The sequence below is a fragment of the Erythrobacter sp. Alg231-14 genome, assembly GCF_900149685.1.
GTDB lineage: Bacteria > Pseudomonadota > Alphaproteobacteria > Sphingomonadales > Sphingomonadaceae > Erythrobacter.
Map to the genome: position 1 here is coordinate 2475899 of NZ_LT702999.1, position 19286 is coordinate 2495184.

Below are 19286 nucleotides of genomic sequence, written 5' to 3' on the forward strand. Positions count from 1 at the left end.
GATGCGTTCGAAGCATTGATCGCGCACCGATATGGTGAACGAATACAGAACAATTAGGCAACTTACGGAGTTAAGTCAAGCGGGTGAAATGCGTAAAACCGCGCAATTCAGCCATTCTCAAGATGAAAGATGGGAACAAGCTGTCCGATCGCGACCGCATCTGACCCGGCGGGTCGATCTATTAGGCAATTGGATGATGCCAGGGCGAGCAGGGCGCTCGAATCCTGCGACGCCGCGCGTTTGACGGTTGCGCCATCGCACACGCCGCGCAGGAACTCTCTGCGGGTTCCCACCGCGGGCAGTGCCTCGGCAGATTTCACATAGGTCGGCTTTGGCAACGGCTCAGGGTCGCCAATGGCCGCTTTCACCAAAGGCAAAGCGAATAGGAATGCAGTGACAAAGCTGGAAACAGGATTGCCCGGTAAGCCCAGTATGACTTGCCTTTCATCCCCTTTCCCTCGCGTCGCGACCATCAACGGCTTGCCGGGTTTAATCCCGACTTTCCAAAAATCGATCTCAGCGCCCCACGCCTTCAATGCGGCCTGCATGAGATCGTGATCGCCGACGGATGCGCCCCCTGACGTGATCAGTATGTGTCCGTCAGCCTTGTCCAATGCGGCGGCAAGTGCATCCATATCGTCTGGAACGGGGCCTAGATTCTCGACGAGCCCTGTGAAGGGTTGCAACATGGCGGCGATCATCGCCCCATTGCTGGCCGGGATCTGATGCGGTTGGCAATCTGCCGCGAATTGCGTCAGCTCCGAACCGCTGTCTAAGACAGAGGTGTAGGGCTTCTCGCGATGCAGGATGGTGTCGTGGCCAGCAGACAGAGCGAGGGCAATTTGCGCCGGGCCCATTCGTGTCCCTTTGCCCAAGATCGTTTGACCCTTGGTGAAGTCGAACCCGGCTTTGCGGATGTGTCGACCGTCTTCGGGTGCTTGCTCATCGGGGGCGAGGGAGATTGTATCGCCATCAACGTGGGCGTTTTCTTGGATCAGAACGCTGATACCACTGGGTGGGACATGGGCGCCGGTTGATATCCGAACGCACTGACCATCCTTCAATGCGCCGTCGAATGGCAACCCAGCGCGGCTTTCGCCGACCAATGTCCATGTGCCTTTGGCGCCGGATGCACCATCACCGCAAATGGCGTAGCCATCCATCGCCGATAGGTCGGCGGCCGGTTGTGTGCGCATGGCCAAAAGGTCTTCGGCCAAAAAGGCGCCGTGTGCGATGGCAACGCCCGAACGCGTTAGCGCGGGTTGCGGGGCGAGGGCGAGCAATCGCGCCTGCGCCTCTTCCAAGGTCAGCAATGCGCTCATTGCGCGTCTGCTTTCCATGTACCGGATTTGCCCCCACGCTTTTCGATCAATCGCACCGCGTCGATCACCATCCCTTTGTCGATCGCTTTGGCCATATCATAGATGGTGAGCAAAGCAGTCGAGACGGCCACCATCGCCTCCATTTCCACCCCGGTCTTACCGGTCAAGGATGCGGTGGCAGTGGCGCGAATGGCGGTGTCTTCCAACTCGAATTCGACATTCACAGCTTCCAGTCCGAGCGGGTGACACAAGGGGATGAGGTCGCCTGTGCGTTTGGCGGCCATGATCCCGGCAAGGCGGGCGGTTCCCAAAACGTCGCCTTTTGGGGCGTCACCTTCGCGAATGGCGATGAGCGATTGGGCCGACATGGTGATCCGCCCCGAGGCGATTGCAACGCGATGCGTTTCGACCTTGGATCCTACGTCGACCATGCGCGCCGCACCGTCTTCGCCTAGATGGGTTAAACCGTTCATACTCAATTCCTTAGCGCCCATTTCCAAGACGAGTGCTGATCAACCTGACCAGAGACATGGACCGCATGTTACACGGTCCGGAGGGACAAAGCCGCCGGCCCTCTTCGGCGCAAAATCTGCCACTTATTCTGAGGTCCATTATGTCCATTGGGCCGTCATGCCATGACGCGTCGAAGTAGGACAGTGTGGCTTTTGATGAGACTTTTGACCAAGCGGCCTATTGACCAAGCAGCGCGCGTGTGGCGGCGGCAACATCGTCAGCGCGCATCAAGCTTTCTCCGACAAGGAAGGTGTTCACCCCACTTTGCGACAATCGGGTGCAATCAGCATGCGTTGCAATGCCGCTTTCCCCCACAATCAACGCGCTTTCGGGGACCATCGGTGCCAATCGTTCTGTCGTTTCGAGCGATGTCGTAAACGTTTTAAGGTTGCGGTTGTTCACCCCGATCAATTGCGACGACAAATGCGTCAAAGCACGCTCCATCTCTGCCTCATCATGCACTTCGATCAGAACATCCATAGAATGATCGCGCGCAGCACTTTCGATCTCTTTCATCGCGCTGTCTTCCAACGCGGCAACGATGATTAGGATCGCATCGGCCCCCATCGCTCTCGCTTCGAGGCATTGCCATGGGTCGACCATAAAATCTTTGCGCAAGACCGGCAGGTCGCAGGCCGCGCGCGCTGCGATCAGGAAATCTTCATGCCCTTGGAAATAGGGCGCATCGGTTAGGACGGAGAGACACGCAGCACCCCCTGCTTGATAGGCGGCGGCGTGATCGGAGGGGCGGAAATCGGCGCGGATCAGGCCTTTAGAAGGGCTCGCCTTTTTGATTTCGGCGATCAATCCAAATCCGCCCTTTGATGCGCTGCGCAAGGCATTTTCAAATCCGCGCACATCGCTTTGCTCGTTCGCGCGGGCCTGCAATTCGCCCGTTGAAGTGGCGGCTTTGCGCGTGTCGACTTCGCCGACTTTGTGCGAACATATTTCTTCTAACTTGTTCATGTCGCGCCCTATTTCGCCAATGCGATCCAGCTTTGCAGCAGGTCCTTTGCTCGCCCACTGTCTATGGACTCGGCTGCCATAGCAACGCGGTCGGCCCAATCGCTGCCCTTATTGGCCACTTGCAACGCGCCGGCCGCGTTGAACAAAACGGCATCGCGATATGGGCCGGGCGCGCCCATCAACAATGCATTGAGAGCGGCCGCATTGTGCACGGCATCATCGCCCCGTATCGCTTCGATTGGTGCCACCGGTAGTCCGGCATCATCGGGGTGCAAACGCTGCATTTCGAATGTATTGCCTGTGACGATTGCAACTTCATTGCCGCCCGCTAGGCTCAATTCATCAAGTCCTTCATCACCAGAAATGATTAAAGAACGCCCCGTGCCAAGCTTGGCCAAGGCCCCGGCATAGATCGGCACATAAGCCGGTCTTGCGATCCCGATCAGCTGGCTTTTAACGCCAGCCGGATTGGAAAGCGGGCCCATCAGATTGAAGATTGTTCGTTTGCCGATCTTGGTTCGGATTGGTTGGATACGCCCCATCGCCGGGTGATGGTTTTTCGCGAACAGAAAGCAAATGCCCAATTCGTTGAGCGTTTTCTCCGCTGTCTTACCTGCCGCATCCATATCGAGGCCCAACGCCTCCAACGTGTCCGCCGCCCCTGCTTTGGATGATGCCGCGCGGTTGCCGTGCTTGGCCACAGGAACGCCGCATGCCGCAACGACAAGGCTAACCGCGGTAGACACGTTGAGCGTGTGGTGACCATCGCCGCCCGTTCCGCACACATCGATGCTGCCCTCTGGGGCATCAATCGGGATCAACCGCGCCCGCAACGCTCGCGCCGCACCCGCAATCTCGTTCGATGTCTCTCCGCGAACAGAGAGATCGATAAGGAACTGTTCGATTTCTTCGACGCTAGGCGCGCCATCGAGCAGCGTTCCAAACGCGGTTTCGGCCTGCGTTTCGGTAAGAGGTTTGGAAATATCGGGAAGCACGCTCATGCGGTTACTCTTTCGGGCAGGCGCGCATCGACGCCGCAAATTTTCAGGAAATTGGCGAGCAACGCATGCCCGTGATCGGTCGCGATGCTCTCTGGATGGAATTGCACCCCATGGATGGGCAGCGTTTCGTGGCGAAAACCCATGACGCTGGCGGTGGTGAGACCGGGCGTGTCGGCATGCGCATTCGCGATCAAAGATGACGGCACATCGACCACTTCCAAACTGTGATAGCGCGTTGCGGTGTAGGGGGAGGGCAGCCCGGCAAAAACGCCCGTTCCATCGTGGGTAACCGGCGAAGTTTTGCCATGCATCAAACCGCCGCGCGTAACCGTGCCGCCAAAGTGTTGACCGATGGATTGGTGGCCCAAACACACGCCGAGCAAGGGCGTTTCGCTGTCCGCACAGGCCGCGACAAGATCGAGGCTAATCCCCGCTTCATTGGGAGTGCAGGGGCCGGGGGAAATCAACATCCCCTTTGCGCCGGTTGCAATCGCGTCAGCAGCGGTGATCGCATCATTGCGTTCAACCCGCACATCAGCGCCCAACTCCATCAAATAATGGACCAGATTGAACGTGAAACTGTCGTAATTATCGATGACGAGAATGTCGGCTCCGCTCATATCTTACTCGCAAACCTGTCCGTCGCGCGGACCAGACCATCTATAATGCCCGGTTCACTGGCGCTGTGCCCGGCATCATGGACCATCCACAATTCTGCTTTCGGCATGGCTTTCTTGATCTCCCATGCGGCGCCCGGCGGGGTGCAGATGTCATGACGACCCTGCACAATGATCGTCGGGATATGCGCGATTTTGTGCGCGTCTTTGACCAATTGCGCCTCTTCAAGGAAGAAGTCTTCGAGGAAGAAGCGTGCGCATATCCGCGCGAACGGGACCGCCTTGGATGGGTCTTCGAATTCGGCCAAGAGATCTTCGTTTGGCAGCAAGGTCGCGACCGTGCCTTCCCACAAAGACCATTCTTTTGCCGCGGCAAGCCGGGTCGCTTCATCATCGCTCGTCAGGCGCGCGTAATAGGCTTTGACTAGGTCATCACGCTCGCCCTCTGGGATGAGGCCCGCAAACTGGTCCCATTGTTCGGCCATGATCTCGCTCGCGCCAAATCGATAGAGCCAGCCTTTCTCTTTCTGCCGGGCTAGGAAGACACCGCGCAGGACGATCTCTGTCGTGCGGTCGGGGTGCGTTTGTGAATAGGCCAGCGCAAGGGTCGCGCCCCAGCTTCCGCCGAACACTTGCCACGCATCGTGCCCGCACATTTCGCGAAGCCGTTCAATATCGGCCACAATCCGCCAAGTGTCGTTGTTTTCAATCTCGGCGAACGGCGTGGATTGCCCACAGCCACGCTGATCAAAAAGCAGAACGTCGTACAGCTCCGGATCCCATTGTCGACGATGCGACGGAGACATACCGCCGCCAGGTCCGCCGTGCAGGAAAACCGCAGGCTTCGCCCCCGGCGTGCCGCACCGCTCGTAATACAATTGATGCCCGTCACCCACGTCCAGCATGCCCGTCTCATAGGGCTCAATCTCGGGATAGAGCGTCCGTTCGTAGGTGAGCATGTTCGAGTTCGACATTATTTCGTCTCCACAACCAACAACGGGCCGACACGGCGGCTGTCCATCCGGCCCGTCGCCGGGTTCCAAAGCGATGAAATGTTCCCGTCCAGGAACAACGCATTGGTCGCGTTCAATTCATCACGGAAAAACCGCGCCAATTGTCCAAAACTTAGCGGAGCATCCGAGATTACAAAATGCGCTTTGCCCGAAGCGTCGATGCCCACCCCGTTACGAATGGCTTTTGATGGGCCGTTGTCTTGGATGTCTGGGTGCAGGTCGCCTCCGATGACCAACATAGGCCCCGATTGCGTGCCAAACTGCGGGCGATCGCCGATCGTCCTTAGGAACGTTTCGGTGTCCAAAATGCGCCAACGGTCATTGCTGCCAAAGAACACTCCGTTTGGCTTTAGAAAGAAATTACCGCTGCCATCTGCGCGATTGAGTTCGACGAGGCGGTCGGAATCCTGCACGAAATACCCCATCGCTTTAAGGTTATCGTCGTACATTCCGCCGTTCATGACGAAGGCGATATCGCTTTCATTGCGACCAGCGGCCCACCCTTCGATTGTGCCGAAATTTGCGCCGCTGGACGGGGCCAGTGATGCGCGGATGCGATGCTGTTCGGGGTCTGCGATGCAGTGGGTGAGGGGGACCCCTTCGAATGTCACCGATTGGCAAGGGCCGTTCCCCTGCGCGAGAGCCAGTTCTGCAGCAGCCGCTTCGTCGAGGGCCGCTTGATCAGATTGCGATGATACGCTTTCGACCGGCTCGCCCAATTCCGTTCTTACCACAGGCTCACCCGCGGGTCGGGCATCGCATGCGGTCAGCAGCAACGCCGCAGCCAATGCGCCCAAGGATGCAATCCGGGTTGGTGAAGGGCCGTGTGGGGTCATAGGAACGCTCATCTAAAAACTAGGGTCATTGGCCAAATGTCGGTTCGCTTGCCACGCGAACCGCTTCGCGGGCGGCGGCAATCAACGCGCCGGCTTTGGCCCGGCATTCGGCAAGTTCATATTCCGGATCGCTGTCGGCAACGATACCCGCGCCGGCTTGAACATGCATGGTCCCGTCTTTGACGACGGCGGTACGCAGAACGATGCATGAATCCACCGATCCATCGGGGGCGAAATATCCGACCCCGCCGGCATAGGCGCCGCGTGTTTCGGGCTCCAATTCCGCGATAATCTCACAGGCGCGAATTTTGGGTGCGCCGGATACCGTTCCGGCGGGAAAGCCTGCGAACAACGCATCGATTGCGTCTTTATCATCCGCCAATTCGCCGATCACATTGCTAACGATGTGCATCACATGGCTGTATCGTTCGATGGTGAAACTGTCGGTGACCTCGACGCTGCCTTTTGCAGCAACACGGCCCACGTCATTTCGACCAAGATCGAGCAGCATCAAATGTTCAGCGCGCTCTTTAGGATCGGCCAAGAGGCTTTCTTCGTTCGCGTCGTCTTCGACCCTGCTTGCACCGCGCGGGCGCGTCCCGGCGATTGGACGGATGGTCACTTCGCCGTCTCTCACCCGGACTAAGATCTCTGGGCTGGACCCGACAATGGCAAAACCGGGTAAGTCGAGGAAATAGAGGAACGGTGATGGATTGACCCGGCGCAAGGACCGATACAGCTCCAACGGTGGCAATTCGAACGGACAGGTGAAACGTTGGGCGAGCACAACCTGAAAAATGTCGCCGGCCAAGATGTAGTCCTTGGCGCGCAAAGCGAGGCTTTTGTATTCCTCGCCCGACATTACCGGCGTTAGCTCTGGCGTGATCGCATCGGCGCTGGCGCGAGGCTCTGCGGGGCGGTTGTGGGCGAGAGCGCGCAAGGTTTCGTCAATGCGTTCGCCAGCTTGTTCAATGCTGAGGTTGGGATTGGAGGACGCCCATATGGGCGCGATGCAGAACAATTCGTCAGATAGGCCATCAAAGACCAAGATGACGGTCGGGCGCACAAATAGCATGTCGGGCAATGCCAACTCGCTGGGCGCGGCGCGCGGCAATTTCTCGACAAGACCAATGGTCTCATACCCAAAATACCCCACCAAACACGCCAATGCCGGGGGCAAAGCGTTGGGCACATCGATGCGGCATTTGTCGGCCAACACGCGCAATTCCTTCATCGCGTCGCTGTTCGAACCGTCATCCTCGACACAGGTTTCAAACGCTTCGCGATCGGTCTTCCAGGCCGGATTGATCGCCGCGACGCCTTCGCTCGCGCGGAACACCAAATCGGGGTCGAGGCCAAGCAGGCTGTATCGCCCACGCACTTCGCCGCCTTCCACCGATTCCAGCAGGAAATCACCGCGCCCGGGTTCTATCAACCGACGCGCTGCGCCCACCGGCGTGTCGCTGTCTGCGACGATTTTGCGCCATACCAATGTCGGATTGCCCATCGCCAATGCGTCGCGCGCCTTGGCGGCGTTTTCCAATCCGGATGGGAGTGGGGCACCGGATGTCAAAGCGTTGGGTTGAGGATTGGCCGTTTCTGTCACGCAATTATCAAGCAAGTTGACCGCAGCATATTCAGCCTCAGTTTTCGCCAGAAAGCGTTTGGCGGATCGCCTCTATGGCTTCCTCATTACGCTCTACGCCAACCTCTGATCGGATCGCCCGCATCAATTGTTGGTTGTATTCCGAGACGAGGACGCGGGAGAATTCCGCCTGAGCGCTCTCGATCAATCCGCTGTCATCCTCGATTGGATCGACTTCGATGCGATCCAGATCAACGATGAACCAACCCAAATCGTTCGCCTCTTCCAGCGATTTGGTCGAATCGACCGCCATGGAGAACAACAAGACCAACGGGGCGGGAACGCGGCGACTTTGATCGGCCAACAATTCGCTGCGGCGCAGGCTGATGTTTTCAATCTGCGTCAGATCACTGTTTTCCGCGCGCATGGCATCGCTCAACGTTTCACCACCGCGAACGGCAGTAAGGATACGAGAGGCTGCCTCTTCGGCCATTTTGTTCCCTTCGGAACGACGCCAGCCAAACGTAAGATCATCGCGCACTTCGTCCAAAGGTGGGGCCGCGCTGCGGGTGATGTCGACAACGTCAAAGATCAAAAATTGCGTTCCAGCAACCAGTTCGGCGAGTTGCGGGCGGCCTTCTTCCATTTGGAATGCGGTATCAACGATGGGGCGAAGGGCAGGGGCGATACCCTGTTCAAACGATCCAAATTGACGGCCATCGGCAAGCACATTCTCAACGACGTTGATTTCCAATTCGAATTCGGTGGCCACATCGGCGAGCGACGTGCCAGATTCCACCTTATCTTGGATCTGTTCGCTCAATTCCTCCAACGCGTTTGCGCGCGCTTCGACCAACAATTGAGCAGAAATTTCGTCGCTCACTTGGTCAAGGGAGCGCGCGGCGATCACTTCCACATTGTCGACCCGTGCGATCACAAAGCCAAAATCGCCACGTGCGGGATCAACAACGTCGCCTTGGTCGGCGGCGAAAATGCTGTTGGCCAACTCAACGCTTGTTTCGACCGCGGTGGTTGCTTCATCGCGCAGTTCGCTGGCCGAAACCTGAAATTCCGCTTCATTGGCGGCGGCTTCGATTGAAATGCCGCTACGAATGCGTGCCACCAATGCATCGGCGGCTTCTTGTGTTGGAACCACGAAAGAGCTGATCGAACGCAATTCGGATGCTGCGTATTCGTCGGCGTTGGTTTCAAACCGTGCGGCAATCTGTTCCGATCTCGGGGTAAGGTCGGCGGTTACATTGCCAGGGCCAAAACCTGTAAAACGAATGGTGCGCCGCTCTGGCAACACAAAGTCGCTCTGATTGATTTCGTAATAGGCGGTCAATTGTTCGTCGGTTGGATCTTCTTCCGGCGCGAATGCGTCGCTGGGGATAAGACCAATTTCACCAATCCGACGTTCCAACGACAGCGCAGCGTATTGGCGCGCGACCGTTCTGGAAGTCTGTGGCGCACCAAATGCGGGGCGTAGAATTTGTTGCGCGAGCAATCCGTCACCAATGTCGCGACGTAGATTGGCATCGGTGATCCGTTGATCGCGCAAGGCGCGTTCATACGCCGCTTGATCGAACTCACCGTTGAAATCCAAAAACGCATCGATCTTCAAAATTTCGCTGTTCACAAGGTTTTCACCGGCCCGCAGGCCGTAACTTTGTGCGAAAAGCCCCATCGCATAACGATCAATGAACAAGTCAAGTTCACCTTCGAGGCCGCCGCCTTCCACGAATTCCGGCATCGTAAGGCGCGGATTTTCGGAGCGTGCGCGGCGCAAGGCGTTGTTCGCCGCGGCTTCTAGTTCGTTGGCTGAGATGCTCTCATCACCGACGGTCGCAACCTTATCATCCCCCCTTAGACCACCAAAGGTCGAAGAGCCGCTAATGTCGCCGGCAGCGAAGGCCAAAACCACAACAACAAGGAAAATGAGAAAGATCGGCAGTCCGATTTTCGACTGAAAAAAGTTGCGAAACATCGAAATCATGGTGAAGTTCTTCCTGCGTATCCGTATTCGTAAATCGAACAATGCGCCTCTCGTATTGAGGCGCATGATTGTGTATTTAGGCCAAATATGACGGCTGCAAAGGGGGTAAGGGCCATCAGATTCGACCAAACCGACGCACTGTCGGCGGTTTCCCCGCGCTGTATCGACCCTGCGACCTCGCGGCAACAGGTTGGCGAAGCTTTTGACTAAAGTATTCACCTCCGCTAGCGGACGCCCCCCCATGACCCTACATCGGGTCAAAGAATCGTATGATTACACTCGAACAACTCCCTCACTGGTTCAGGATTAAATAATGCCGCTTAGGCCTTACATTGTTGGAAATTGGAAAATGCACGGCACCCGCGCCATGCTTTCCGAAGCACGCGCCATTGATCGCGCCGCCCAACGTCACATGAAAGTGGAAGTGGCCATCGCGCCGCCATACACTTTGATTCACCCCGTCCATCGCGAGGCGGAGCAGATTGTTGTGGGCGCACAGGATTGCCACGACCAAGAAAGTGGGGCGCACACCGGCGAAGTGTCGGCGCCGATGTTGGCCGATGCCGGTGCGAAATTCGTTATTTTGGGCCACAGCGAACGGCGTCAGGGTCACGGGGAAAATGATGCGTTGGTGCGTGACAAGGCTCAGGCCGCGTTCAACGCCGGTTTGCGCGTCATCATGTGTTGCGGTGAAACGGAAAAGACGCGCGATGCCGGACGTGCAGTGGCGCATGTTAAAAAACAGCTCAAAGCGTCCTTGCCCGAAGGAATCGAAGACGCTGCGGAAAAATTGACCGTTGCTTACGAACCCATTTGGGCGATTGGCACGGGCAAAACCGCAACGACTGATGATATCGCAGAAATGCACGGCGAAATCCGCAAACTGCTCATCACTTTGTTTGGTGAAGAGGCCGGTTCGGAAATCCGCATTTTGTACGGCGGTTCCGTAAAGCCCGAAAATGCGGGCGAAATTTTGAGTGTGACCGACGTTGGCGGCGCCTTGGTTGGCGGGGCCAGCCTCACCGCAGACAGCTTTATGGGCATTGCACTGGCCGCTGGGGAAACGGAAGAAGGGTAACCCTTTTCCCAATCAAACCCCACGGTCACTTGCCTCGGGGCGCATGCATCACTAGATGCGCTGCAACCTAAGCAATTCGATTAGAAGAAGTTCATGTCGCTGTTCATTATCCTTACCGTTATTCAAACCATTGTGGCTGCGGGACTCGTTGGCGTCGTATTGATGCAGCGGTCCGAAGGCGGTGGCCTTGGTATTGGCGGTAATCCGTCTGGTGCTTTGGGCGCGCGTGGTGCGGCAGATTTCTTGACCCGTGCGACCAAATGGCTCGCCGTGGCGTTCGTTGTGCTCTCCATCACGCTTGCGGCGCTTGCCGTTAGTGAGGGCAGTGTTTCTGACGTGACGTCGGATCTAAACCGCGAAGTAGAGGCACCGGTCCAAGAAGATCTCTTGGATGTGCCAATTGGCGGCGATCTGTTGGCGCAACCGACCGAAGGCGAAGCCGAAGCGGCCGCGCCCGAAGACGATTTGCTCGACGACTAAATATCCTGAGTTGGGGGCGTTTTTATGCGCCGCCCACGCTTTCAAATAATCATGCTTGTGGATTGCTCGGCATTTGAGCGATCAATTCGCTTGCCACGAATCCCCTCACACGCTTAAGGCTCGGCTCCCATGGCGCGGTACATTTTTATAACCGGCGGCGTGGTCTCCTCGCTCGGCAAAGGTCTCATGGCAGCAAGTCTCGCTGCGCTTCTACAAGCGCGCGGGTACAAGGTGCGTATTCGTAAGTTTGACCCCTATCTCAATGTCGATCCGGGCACGATGAGCCCGTATCAGCACGGAGAGGTTTATGTGACCGATGATGGGGCGGAAACCGACCTTGATCTGGGCCATTACGAACGCTTCACGGGCGTATCCGCACGTCAGAGCGACAACATCACATCAGGCCGCGTCTATCGGGACATCATCGCGAAAGAGCGCCGAGGCGACTATTTGGGGGCCACCGTTCAGGTGATCCCGCATGTGACTGACGCGATCAAACAGTTCGCATTGGACGATCAGGACGACCTGGATTTCATTCTCTGCGAAATCGGCGGCACGGTCGGCGACATCGAATCTCTCCCATTTATGGAGGCGATCCGGCAATTGCGGAACGATTTGGAACCGATGCAAACGCTCAGCGTGCACGTTACCTTGGTTCCGTACATCGCCGCGGCCGGTGAGTTGAAGACAAAGCCTACGCAGCATTCCGTCCGCGAATTGGCCAGTTTGGGCATCAAGCCTGATGTATTGTTGTGCCGGGCCGAACATCCGATCCCGGATGGTGAGCGTCAGAAAATCGCGAATTTCTGTAACGTGCGCAAAGAATCGGTCATTCCGGCTCTGGACGCGCCATCGATTTATTCGGTGCCGTTGCAATATCACCAGGAAGGTCTCGACGCAGAAGTCTTGCGCGGATTTGGCATCACCAACGCACCGGAACCCGATCTGAGCGGTTGGGCCGATGTAACCGATCGATACTTCCACCCCGAAGGCGAAGTGACCATCGGCGTTGTTGGCAAATATGTTGGCCTGCCCGACGCGTATAAAAGCCTCAACGAAGCTTTGGTGCATGGCGGCATGGCAAACCGTGTGAAGGTCAACATCAAGTGGATCGACGCCGAAATCTTCGAAGGCGACAATGAAAGCGACATTGTCTCTGCGTTGGAGCCGATGCACGGCATTCTGGTTCCCGGCGGCTTTGGTGAACGCGGCAGCGAAGGTAAGATTTCCAGTGTCCGTTTTGCACGGACGCGCAATGTGCCGTTCTTTGGCATTTGCTTGGGCATGCAAATGGCGTGTGTCGAGGGTGCGCGAGAAGCCGGCTTTGACAAGGCATCCTCCACTGAATTTGGCGAAACCGGCGAACCGGTGGTTGGCATTATCAGCGAATGGATGAGCGAAGAAGGCATCCAACAACGCGAAGAGGGTGGGGATCTTGGCGGGACCATGCGTCTTGGTGCGTATGAAGCCAAATTGTCGGCCAACAGCCACACGTCGCGGATCTATGGCGGCGCTACAACGATTTCAGAGCGGCATCGCCATCGTTACGAGGTGAACGCAGCCTATATCGAAGCGCTCGAAGGACAGGGCTTGGTGTTTGCCGGCATGTCGCCTGATGGATTGTTGCCGGAGATTGTCGAACGGCCCGATCACCCATGGTTTGTTGGTGTTCAATTCCACCCGGAATTGAAGTCACGGCCGTTTGATCCCCATCCTTTGTTCGCCGGCTTTATCGCCGCGGCGTTGGAACAATCACGCTTGGTGTAAACCTTTTGGGTTTTCCGCATTGAATGCGGTGCGAGCACATTTGACGCCAAACCCATCACGCGCCGATATTGCGGACTTGCGTAGTCTATCGGATGGCGCGCTTTATCAAAATGTATGTGACGTGTTTGTACAAGCGCGTGAATTACCTCTTGCGCGTCGCACCAAAATGCGGCTTACGCTGCGCAAAGCCTATAGGTTTTCATAAGGGGTACCTACGCAGTATAGCGGAGGTGCGGATCGGGGGATCCAGAATGTGAAAACCGACGGAGGGGTAAGAAAGACATAGAGTTGCGCAGCGCGCCGCCGTGATTAAGCGGTGGGTGCTGCAGCCGAACTCGCGCTAGATTTGACCGTCTTCTGCGACCCGGACGGTCAGGGCTGGACGAGGCGACGTAAAGTCGCGGGGGCAGGTCCAATAGGACCGCCCCCACTTTATCATTCAATTTTTGAGCTAACCGGTTAGGCGGCGTTGACCGACGGGTCGGATGGCTTCCCATCCTCGCTTGGTTCGCTGCTCGGGACGGCGGTTAGAGTGGCTCCACCGTTCACCGCGATCTTCTTAGGCTTCATCGCATCGGGCACTTCGCGCACCAAGTCGATCACCAACAAACCGTCGGCCAAATCGGCATTTGCGACGCGGACGTAATCGGCCAATTCAAATCGGCGTTCAAATCCACGATTGGCGATCCCCACATGGAGCAGTTCCGAGCCATCATCGACGTCATCGCGTTTTTTGCCCTGTACGGTCAAAAGGTTCGCTTGCGCCGTAATGTCGATATCCTGAGGGCGGAAACCGGCGACGGCCAAGACAATACGATAATTGTCTTCACCGCTCTTAGAAATGTTGAAAGGGGGGTAATTGTCACCCGAATTGGCGCGCGCTTGGCTTTCGAGCATGTCGAAGAGCCGGTCAAAACCAACGGTGCTGCGGCGATAGGGTGTAAAATCGAGACGTGACATAATTTCAAATCCTCTTGATTGAGCAATCTGTGTTTGTTCACGGGCCTGCCTCACGCAGCGCCCGCATTCATCGAACCCAATGTGTTCCCCAAGACTGGCGGAACGGGACGACACACATTAGTTAGGGATCGTGAAAGTGCTTTCAAGAGGTTCAATCGGCGCAGCGATGCCGATCCGATTGGGTCATTACGAGGATACGCCAAGACAATGCCAACGATCGATATCTACACCAAATTCACGTGCCCATTTTGCGTGCGCGCCAAACGCCTTTTGTCGCAAAAGGGGGTCGAATTTAACGAGTTCGACATTTCGATGGGCGGACCAAAACGTGACGAGATGGTTGCCCGCGCGCCGCAAGCTAGGACTGTGCCCCAGATATTCATTGGCGACACCCATGTTGGCGGTTCGGATGAGCTGGCCGCGCTTGAGGCGTCGGGCAAGCTTGACGCGTTGCTGGCAGGCTAAGGCGCTCTAATGCCCAAGATCGCTGTTCTTCAGATGAATTCGGGCATTGATCCTAAGGAAAACCTCGCCGTTATCCATTCCGCGGTTAAGGACGCGGCCGAAGCTGGGGCGCAGATACTGTTCACTCCCGAGATGGCTGCTTTGCTCGACCGCGATCGGAAACGCGCGAATGCGCATCTAAGTGCCGGATACTATGAAGAAGTGCTCAGATCGCTCGCTTCGCTGGCTGAGAACCACAAGATCGACATCGCGCTTGGCTCCTTGCCCATGCCAGTGACCGAAACGCTTAATGCCAATCGAGCCTACTATTTCTCGCGCGATAATTTCGACCAACAATCCGCTGTCACCTATGACAAGATGCATATGTTCGACGTCGAGCTTTCGACCGGTGAGAAATGGCGCGAAAGCAGCGCATATCAAGCGGGCGAGGAAGTCGTCACGGTGGAAGATACGCCAATCGGGCGGCTTGGTTTGGCCATTTGCTACGACATGCGCTTTCCCGCTTTATTTGAAGAACTTGGCAGGCGGGAATGCGATGCGATTTCGATCCCCGCTGCTTTCACCGTTCCAACCGGCAAAGCGCATTGGCATGTCCTGCTGCGCGCCCGCGCCATCGAAGCGAGCGCATTTGTGATTGCCGCTGCGCAAGTTGGGAAACACGCAGATGGTCGCACCACATACGGCCATTCACTGGTTGTGGACCCATGGGGCGACGTGCTGCTGGATATGGGCGGTGAAACGCCGGGTATCGGATATTGCGACATTGATTTGGCGCGCATCGCCGAGGTGAGGGGCCAAGTGCCCAGTCTTGCCAATCGGCGCGAAATCGCCAATTAGCGCATCATGATCGTTTTTGACCTTCAATGTGACCAAGACCACCGGTTCGAGGGGTGGTTCGGTTCCTCATCGGATTACGAATCCCAATGCGAGCGTGGATTGGTCACTTGTCCGGAATGCGGTTCATCCGCGGTGGACAAAGCGGTGATGGCACCCGCGGTGGGTGCAAAAGGAAACACCCGACCCGATCATCAAGGGGCTGCACCCGATCAAGGCGCGCAGGAGATCGCTCCTGTTCCAAAGTCGGTGCCCGCGCCGGATGCGAAACCCGTTTCCAACACGCCTATGCCAGCCGAAATGGAGAAAGCCCTCAAAGCTCTCGCCACGGCTCAACAAAAAGCTTTGGAAAAAAGCACTTGGGTGGGCAAGGATTTCGCGGCCCAATCGCGCGCCATGCATTATGGTGAAAGCGATGAAAAACCGATCCACGGCCAAGCAAGCCTAGAAGAGGCGCAGTCGCTGGCCGAAGAAGGGGTCCAGGTCGCCGCACTGCCATTTCCCGTTGCACCGCCTGACAAACTGAATTGATTGGTTCGCCTGCGCTGCTATTGCGGCTTGCATGTCCTCGTAGCTCAGGTGGATAGAGCATCGGATTCCTAATCCGGAGGCCACAGGTTCGAATCCTGTCGAGGACACGTTTCCCCTTTTTTTACGCTCGCTGAGTTTCGGATCCATTGATCGCCGTTATGCTGCGTTCGTTCGGTTCCAACTGCGCTCTGCCCAACCGGATAGGATGAGGACGCCTAAGGAAATCGCCATCAAACCGGCGCAGGTTGCTCCCCATCCTCCGAAATCATAGATCGCGGTGCCAACGACGCTGCCGATTGAGCCGCCGATAAACATGATGACGATGTATGTCGTGGTAAGGCGGGTCCGGATGGCCGGATCGAGCGATAAGAACGTCATGCGCCCGGTCACATCCACCGTTGGCCCAACAATGTTGATCAACAACAATGGGACAAGAACCGTCCAAACATCCCAACCCAGCGGGTACATCAAAGATATGCCGATGCATTGAACAATCGCGGCGATGCTGCGTGCTCGGCGCGCGCCAATGGCGTCGGCCCATCGACCAAAACGCGGCGTGGAAAATATGCTGAGCGCGGAGATCCCGGCGAGATAGCCAACCGTATCGACGCCATAGCCCAATTCATCGCTGGTCAAATGCAGCGCCAGCGCCAACCATGTAGCGGTAAACGATGCAAAATTGAGCGCCTGAATAAGCGCGGATATCATCATATCCCGATGCGCGCGGGCCAATTCAAAAACAGACCGCAACAGCGCGAAATACGATCCTTGGGGTGATTTGCGCGCCGCGATGCCGCTGTCTGTCTTAAGGGTGATGGGCAAAAGCACGGTGACCGCCACCATCAAAGCAAAGGCGCACCAATACACACTGCGCCATCCGTAATTTTCTGCGATAATCCCGGCCCCCACCCGGGCGACCAGAATGCCGAAAATCACACCAGCGGTAAGCAGCGCGGTGACCTGACCCAATCGTTCGGGGGCAACGCGTTTGGAGGCGAATGCCGGGATCAAATATGGGGCAATGGTGACAAAGCCCAACGCGGTCGATGCGATGGTGAAGGCGGCGAAACCTGTTGCCATCGCCATCGCCAACATGAACACGCATTGCGCAATCACAAATGCGATACACAATGCGCGGTTGGAATACCGATCTCCCAGCGGAAGCAGCAACAATATCCCGATCGCAAGCGCAAATTGATTGAGTGCCGGGACAATGCCGATCTGCGCATCGCTCACGCCAAAACTGCTCGCGACTTCGCCGATGATGGGGTGAATATAATACGCGTTGGCGGTGACGATCGCGACCGTCACCGTCAAAGCGTATTCTTGCCCCCGGCTAAGAACGGACGGGGGTGCTTGGTCGGTTGCCTCAGTCAGAGAATGTCCGCCTTTTTGGCCGTATCAATCACGCCTTGGGCTAATTCAACCGGACGATCTTCTTGGCAGAAATGACCGCAGGTTGAGAGAGAGAAATGCGGCAATCCCGCAGCGCCCGCGACCCGGTCTGCCATTACGGCGGTCGTCTTGCCGAGGACGGCATCGTCTTCGCCGACGATAGTCAGAAACGGTTTTTCAAACGTCGCCAATGCTTTCCACGCGGCCTTGTTTTCCGCCACGCCCGGCTTCTCGTCCTCGATTGGAACAAGTTGTGGGAATGCTCGGGCACCGGCTTTGCTGGGTTCATCGGGGAAAGGCGCATCGTAGGCTGCGACTTCTTCGGCGGAGAGCTCAGTTGCGGACGCTCCTTGCAAAATGCCTCCAATCTTGAAGTCTGGCGATGCCTTCGCAAATTCTCGCCATGCGAGGAATGCTGGTGATGCGGTTCCGCCGCCTTCGGGAAGGAACGTGTTGCTGGCGACGACAAAGCTGAAAAGATCCGGGTTTTCGCCAACCATTCTTAGGCCGAGCAATCCGCCCCAATCCTGGCAGAAGAGACCGGCGGGCTGTGGCAAAACGGCGGTGCGCCATTGGGATAGCCAATCGATGTGACGGTCATAGGTGTAAAACCCGATATCGTCCGGCTTATCGCTTTTGCCAAATCCGATCAGGTCGGGCGCGAGGCAACGAAAACCGGCATCGAGCAGAACCGGTATCATCTTGCGATAAAGGAAACTCCAGCTGGGCTCTCCGTGGAACAGCAGGACGGGCGGGGCATCCTTGGGCCCTTCATCCACGTAATGCATCCGGCCTGTATGCCCGTCACCCAAATCGATATCCGTCCAATTTTCGGCAAACGGATAGTCTGGGATGGCAGCAAAGCGTGCAAGGTCAGCCTTTAGAATTTCCATTGCATTGTCTCCTTAGGTCGAAAGATCAGTAGCACGGAAAAACTTATTGGCCACACGCCGGTTTTCTGATCGCCGATTTCCTAAGATGCCCCCGCTGCATCTTCCGCAGACGATTGCTCCAACTGCAGACGCCCTTTGAAAGTGTTGGTGACTTGGGGGTAGGGGATTTCAATTCCGGCTTCGTCCAATCCGTGTTTGATTGCTCGAACGGCCTGATCACGGTTTAACGCGGATGCCGCGCCCGAAGACGCCGCCCACCATCGCACAATGAAATCAACCGAACTGGAGTTGAACGCGTCAGCAAGCACGTAAATGTCACGTTCTGCATTGATCAAATCACAGCTTTCCAAGGATGCGCGGATAACCTCGCTCGCCCGGTTCAGATCGGTGTCATAAGCGACGCCGATCACCAACTCATAACGACGCTCTTTCAAATCGGTGACGATTTCGACCGGATCTTTGAACAATTGCGAATTGGGCAGGACGTGCAGCTCTCCGGAAAACGCGCGGATATGGCTTTCGCGTAAACTGATGAATTCGATCGTACCGTGGATGTCGCCTGTTTTGATCACATCGCCGATCTGCATCTTGTCGCGCAGCATGATCATCACGCCAGCGAGGAAATTTTCAAAGAAATCTTGAAACGCAAACCCGATCGCCACCGCGCCGATACCCAATCCTGCGATGAGGCTGGATGGACTGAAATTCGGGAACACGACGATCCCCGCGATCATCATGCCGGTGACCCACACGCCAAGCCGAACCAGAGTGTCCAAGAGGTTGCGCAACGATGGGCGCAACTCGGTCTTGCCGATCAATTTCTTGCTAATTCGGGTTGCGGATTTTGCGATGACAGCGGTGAGCAGAATGATGATCAAGGCGATCACAATTGCTGGAATGGACGCCACCAAGTTTTCGGCCATTGTGTTGAGTTGTTCGATCAAAGTTTGAATCATGAGGGAAGATTTCCTCCTTAGGTGGGATCAATGGGTGGGGCGGGGCGGTTGTTCCAAGAAAGTGTCGAATTAAGAAAT

Annotated in this window: 19 protein-coding genes and 1 tRNA gene; 7 read left to right on the forward strand and 13 right to left on the reverse strand. The window is 56.6% G+C overall.

Annotation, left to right across the window (positions count from 1 at the left end; translation table 11 throughout):
• Positions 1 to 107 precede the first annotated feature (107 nt).
• The 9 genes from BQ8290_RS11820 to BQ8290_RS11860 all read right to left on the reverse strand — a co-directional run bounded on the left by BQ8290_RS11820 (position 108) and on the right by BQ8290_RS11860 (position 9849).
• On the reverse strand, positions 108 to 1322 hold the full coding sequence (locus BQ8290_RS11820; protein WP_108790573.1) for a molybdopterin-binding protein: 1215 nt from the start codon (positions 1320 to 1322) through the stop codon (positions 108 to 110).
• On the reverse strand, positions 1319 to 1795 hold the full coding sequence (moaC, locus tag BQ8290_RS11825) for a cyclic pyranopterin monophosphate synthase MoaC (protein ID WP_108790574.1): 477 nt from the start codon (positions 1793 to 1795) through the stop codon (positions 1319 to 1321). The genes BQ8290_RS11820 and moaC overlap by 4 nt, the downstream gene beginning before the upstream one ends.
• Before the next feature lie 217 nt (positions 1796 to 2012).
• Positions 2013 to 2801, reverse strand: coding sequence for an indole-3-glycerol phosphate synthase TrpC (gene trpC / locus BQ8290_RS11830; protein ID WP_108790576.1), 789 nt, complete (start codon positions 2799 to 2801; stop codon positions 2013 to 2015).
• A gap of 8 nt (positions 2802 to 2809) precedes the next feature.
• The gene (gene trpD / locus BQ8290_RS11835) at positions 2810 to 3802 is read right to left on the reverse strand and encodes an anthranilate phosphoribosyltransferase (RefSeq protein ID WP_108790577.1); all 993 of its coding nucleotides are present in this window, start codon (positions 3800 to 3802) and stop codon (positions 2810 to 2812) included.
• Entirely contained in the window at positions 3799 to 4422 is a 624-nt protein-coding gene (locus tag BQ8290_RS11840; RefSeq protein WP_108790578.1) for a glutamine amidotransferase-related protein, read from the reverse strand. Before BQ8290_RS11840 ends, trpD begins: the two co-directional genes overlap by 4 nt.
• Positions 4419 to 5393: a prolyl aminopeptidase gene (gene pip / locus BQ8290_RS11845; protein WP_337661365.1), complete on the reverse strand. Its 975-nt coding sequence runs from the start codon at positions 5391 to 5393 to the stop codon at positions 4419 to 4421. Before pip ends, BQ8290_RS11840 begins: the two co-directional genes overlap by 4 nt.
• The gene (locus tag BQ8290_RS11850; protein ID WP_108790579.1) at positions 5393 to 6268 is read right to left on the reverse strand and encodes a phosphodiester glycosidase family protein; all 876 of its coding nucleotides are present in this window, start codon (positions 6266 to 6268) and stop codon (positions 5393 to 5395) included. Before BQ8290_RS11850 ends, pip begins: the two co-directional genes overlap by 1 nt.
• 25 nt (positions 6269 to 6293) lie before the next feature.
• Positions 6294 to 7775 (reverse strand): anthranilate synthase component I, encoded by a 1482-nt coding sequence (trpE, locus tag BQ8290_RS11855; RefSeq protein ID WP_108792355.1) that lies wholly within the window; start codon positions 7773 to 7775, stop codon positions 6294 to 6296.
• A 136-nt stretch (positions 7776 to 7911) separates the two neighbouring features.
• Positions 7912 to 9849, reverse strand: coding sequence for a SurA N-terminal domain-containing protein (locus BQ8290_RS11860; RefSeq protein WP_108790580.1), 1938 nt, complete (start codon positions 9847 to 9849; stop codon positions 7912 to 7914).
• Between the two features lie 313 nt (positions 9850 to 10162).
• On the opposite strand from BQ8290_RS11860, the gene tpiA reads away from it, so the two are divergent.
• The 3 genes from tpiA (at position 10163) to BQ8290_RS11875 (ending at position 13174) form a co-directional block, all read left to right on the forward strand.
• Positions 10163 to 10927: a triose-phosphate isomerase gene (gene tpiA / locus BQ8290_RS11865; protein ID WP_108790582.1), complete on the forward strand. Its 765-nt coding sequence runs from the start codon at positions 10163 to 10165 to the stop codon at positions 10925 to 10927.
• A 93-nt stretch (positions 10928 to 11020) separates the two neighbouring features.
• Positions 11021 to 11407, forward strand: a complete 387-nt coding sequence (gene secG / locus BQ8290_RS11870; RefSeq protein ID WP_337661366.1) for a preprotein translocase subunit SecG — start codon at positions 11021 to 11023, stop codon at positions 11405 to 11407.
• Between the two features lie 129 nt (positions 11408 to 11536).
• The gene (locus tag BQ8290_RS11875) at positions 11537 to 13174 is read left to right on the forward strand and encodes a CTP synthase (protein WP_108790583.1); all 1638 of its coding nucleotides are present in this window, start codon (positions 11537 to 11539) and stop codon (positions 13172 to 13174) included.
• Positions 13175 to 13633: 459 nt separating this feature from the next.
• Here the strand turns inward: BQ8290_RS11875 and BQ8290_RS11880 are convergent, their stop codons facing one another.
• Positions 13634 to 14134: an Hsp20 family protein gene (locus BQ8290_RS11880; protein ID WP_108790585.1), complete on the reverse strand. Its 501-nt coding sequence runs from the start codon at positions 14132 to 14134 to the stop codon at positions 13634 to 13636.
• A 207-nt stretch (positions 14135 to 14341) separates the two neighbouring features.
• On the opposite strand from BQ8290_RS11880, the gene grxC reads away from it, so the two are divergent.
• The 4 genes from grxC to BQ8290_RS11900 all read left to right on the forward strand — a co-directional run bounded on the left by grxC (position 14342) and on the right by BQ8290_RS11900 (position 16071).
• Positions 14342 to 14599, forward strand: coding sequence for a glutaredoxin 3 (gene grxC, locus BQ8290_RS11885; RefSeq protein ID WP_108790587.1), 258 nt, complete (start codon positions 14342 to 14344; stop codon positions 14597 to 14599).
• A 9-nt stretch (positions 14600 to 14608) separates the two neighbouring features.
• Positions 14609 to 15436: a nitrilase-related carbon-nitrogen hydrolase gene (locus BQ8290_RS11890; protein WP_108790589.1), complete on the forward strand. Its 828-nt coding sequence runs from the start codon at positions 14609 to 14611 to the stop codon at positions 15434 to 15436.
• A 6-nt stretch (positions 15437 to 15442) separates the two neighbouring features.
• The gene (locus BQ8290_RS11895; protein ID WP_108790591.1) at positions 15443 to 15964 is read left to right on the forward strand and encodes a DUF1178 family protein; all 522 of its coding nucleotides are present in this window, start codon (positions 15443 to 15445) and stop codon (positions 15962 to 15964) included.
• 33 nt (positions 15965 to 15997) lie between these two features.
• Positions 15998 to 16071 (forward strand) — tRNA-Arg (locus BQ8290_RS11900).
• Between the two features lie 49 nt (positions 16072 to 16120).
• On the opposite strand, the gene BQ8290_RS11905 is transcribed toward BQ8290_RS11900, so the two are convergent.
• The 3 genes from BQ8290_RS11905 to BQ8290_RS11915 form a co-directional block, all read right to left on the reverse strand.
• Positions 16121 to 17275, reverse strand: coding sequence for an MFS transporter (locus BQ8290_RS11905; RefSeq protein WP_108790593.1), 1155 nt, complete (start codon positions 17273 to 17275; stop codon positions 16121 to 16123).
• A 62-nt stretch (positions 17276 to 17337) separates the two neighbouring features.
• On the reverse strand, positions 17338 to 18252 hold the full coding sequence (locus BQ8290_RS11910) for a haloalkane dehalogenase (protein WP_108790595.1): 915 nt from the start codon (positions 18250 to 18252) through the stop codon (positions 17338 to 17340).
• Between the two features lie 80 nt (positions 18253 to 18332).
• On the reverse strand, positions 18333 to 19208 hold the full coding sequence (locus BQ8290_RS11915) for a mechanosensitive ion channel domain-containing protein (protein ID WP_108790597.1): 876 nt from the start codon (positions 19206 to 19208) through the stop codon (positions 18333 to 18335).
• Between the last annotated feature and the right edge of the window lie 78 nt (positions 19209 to 19286).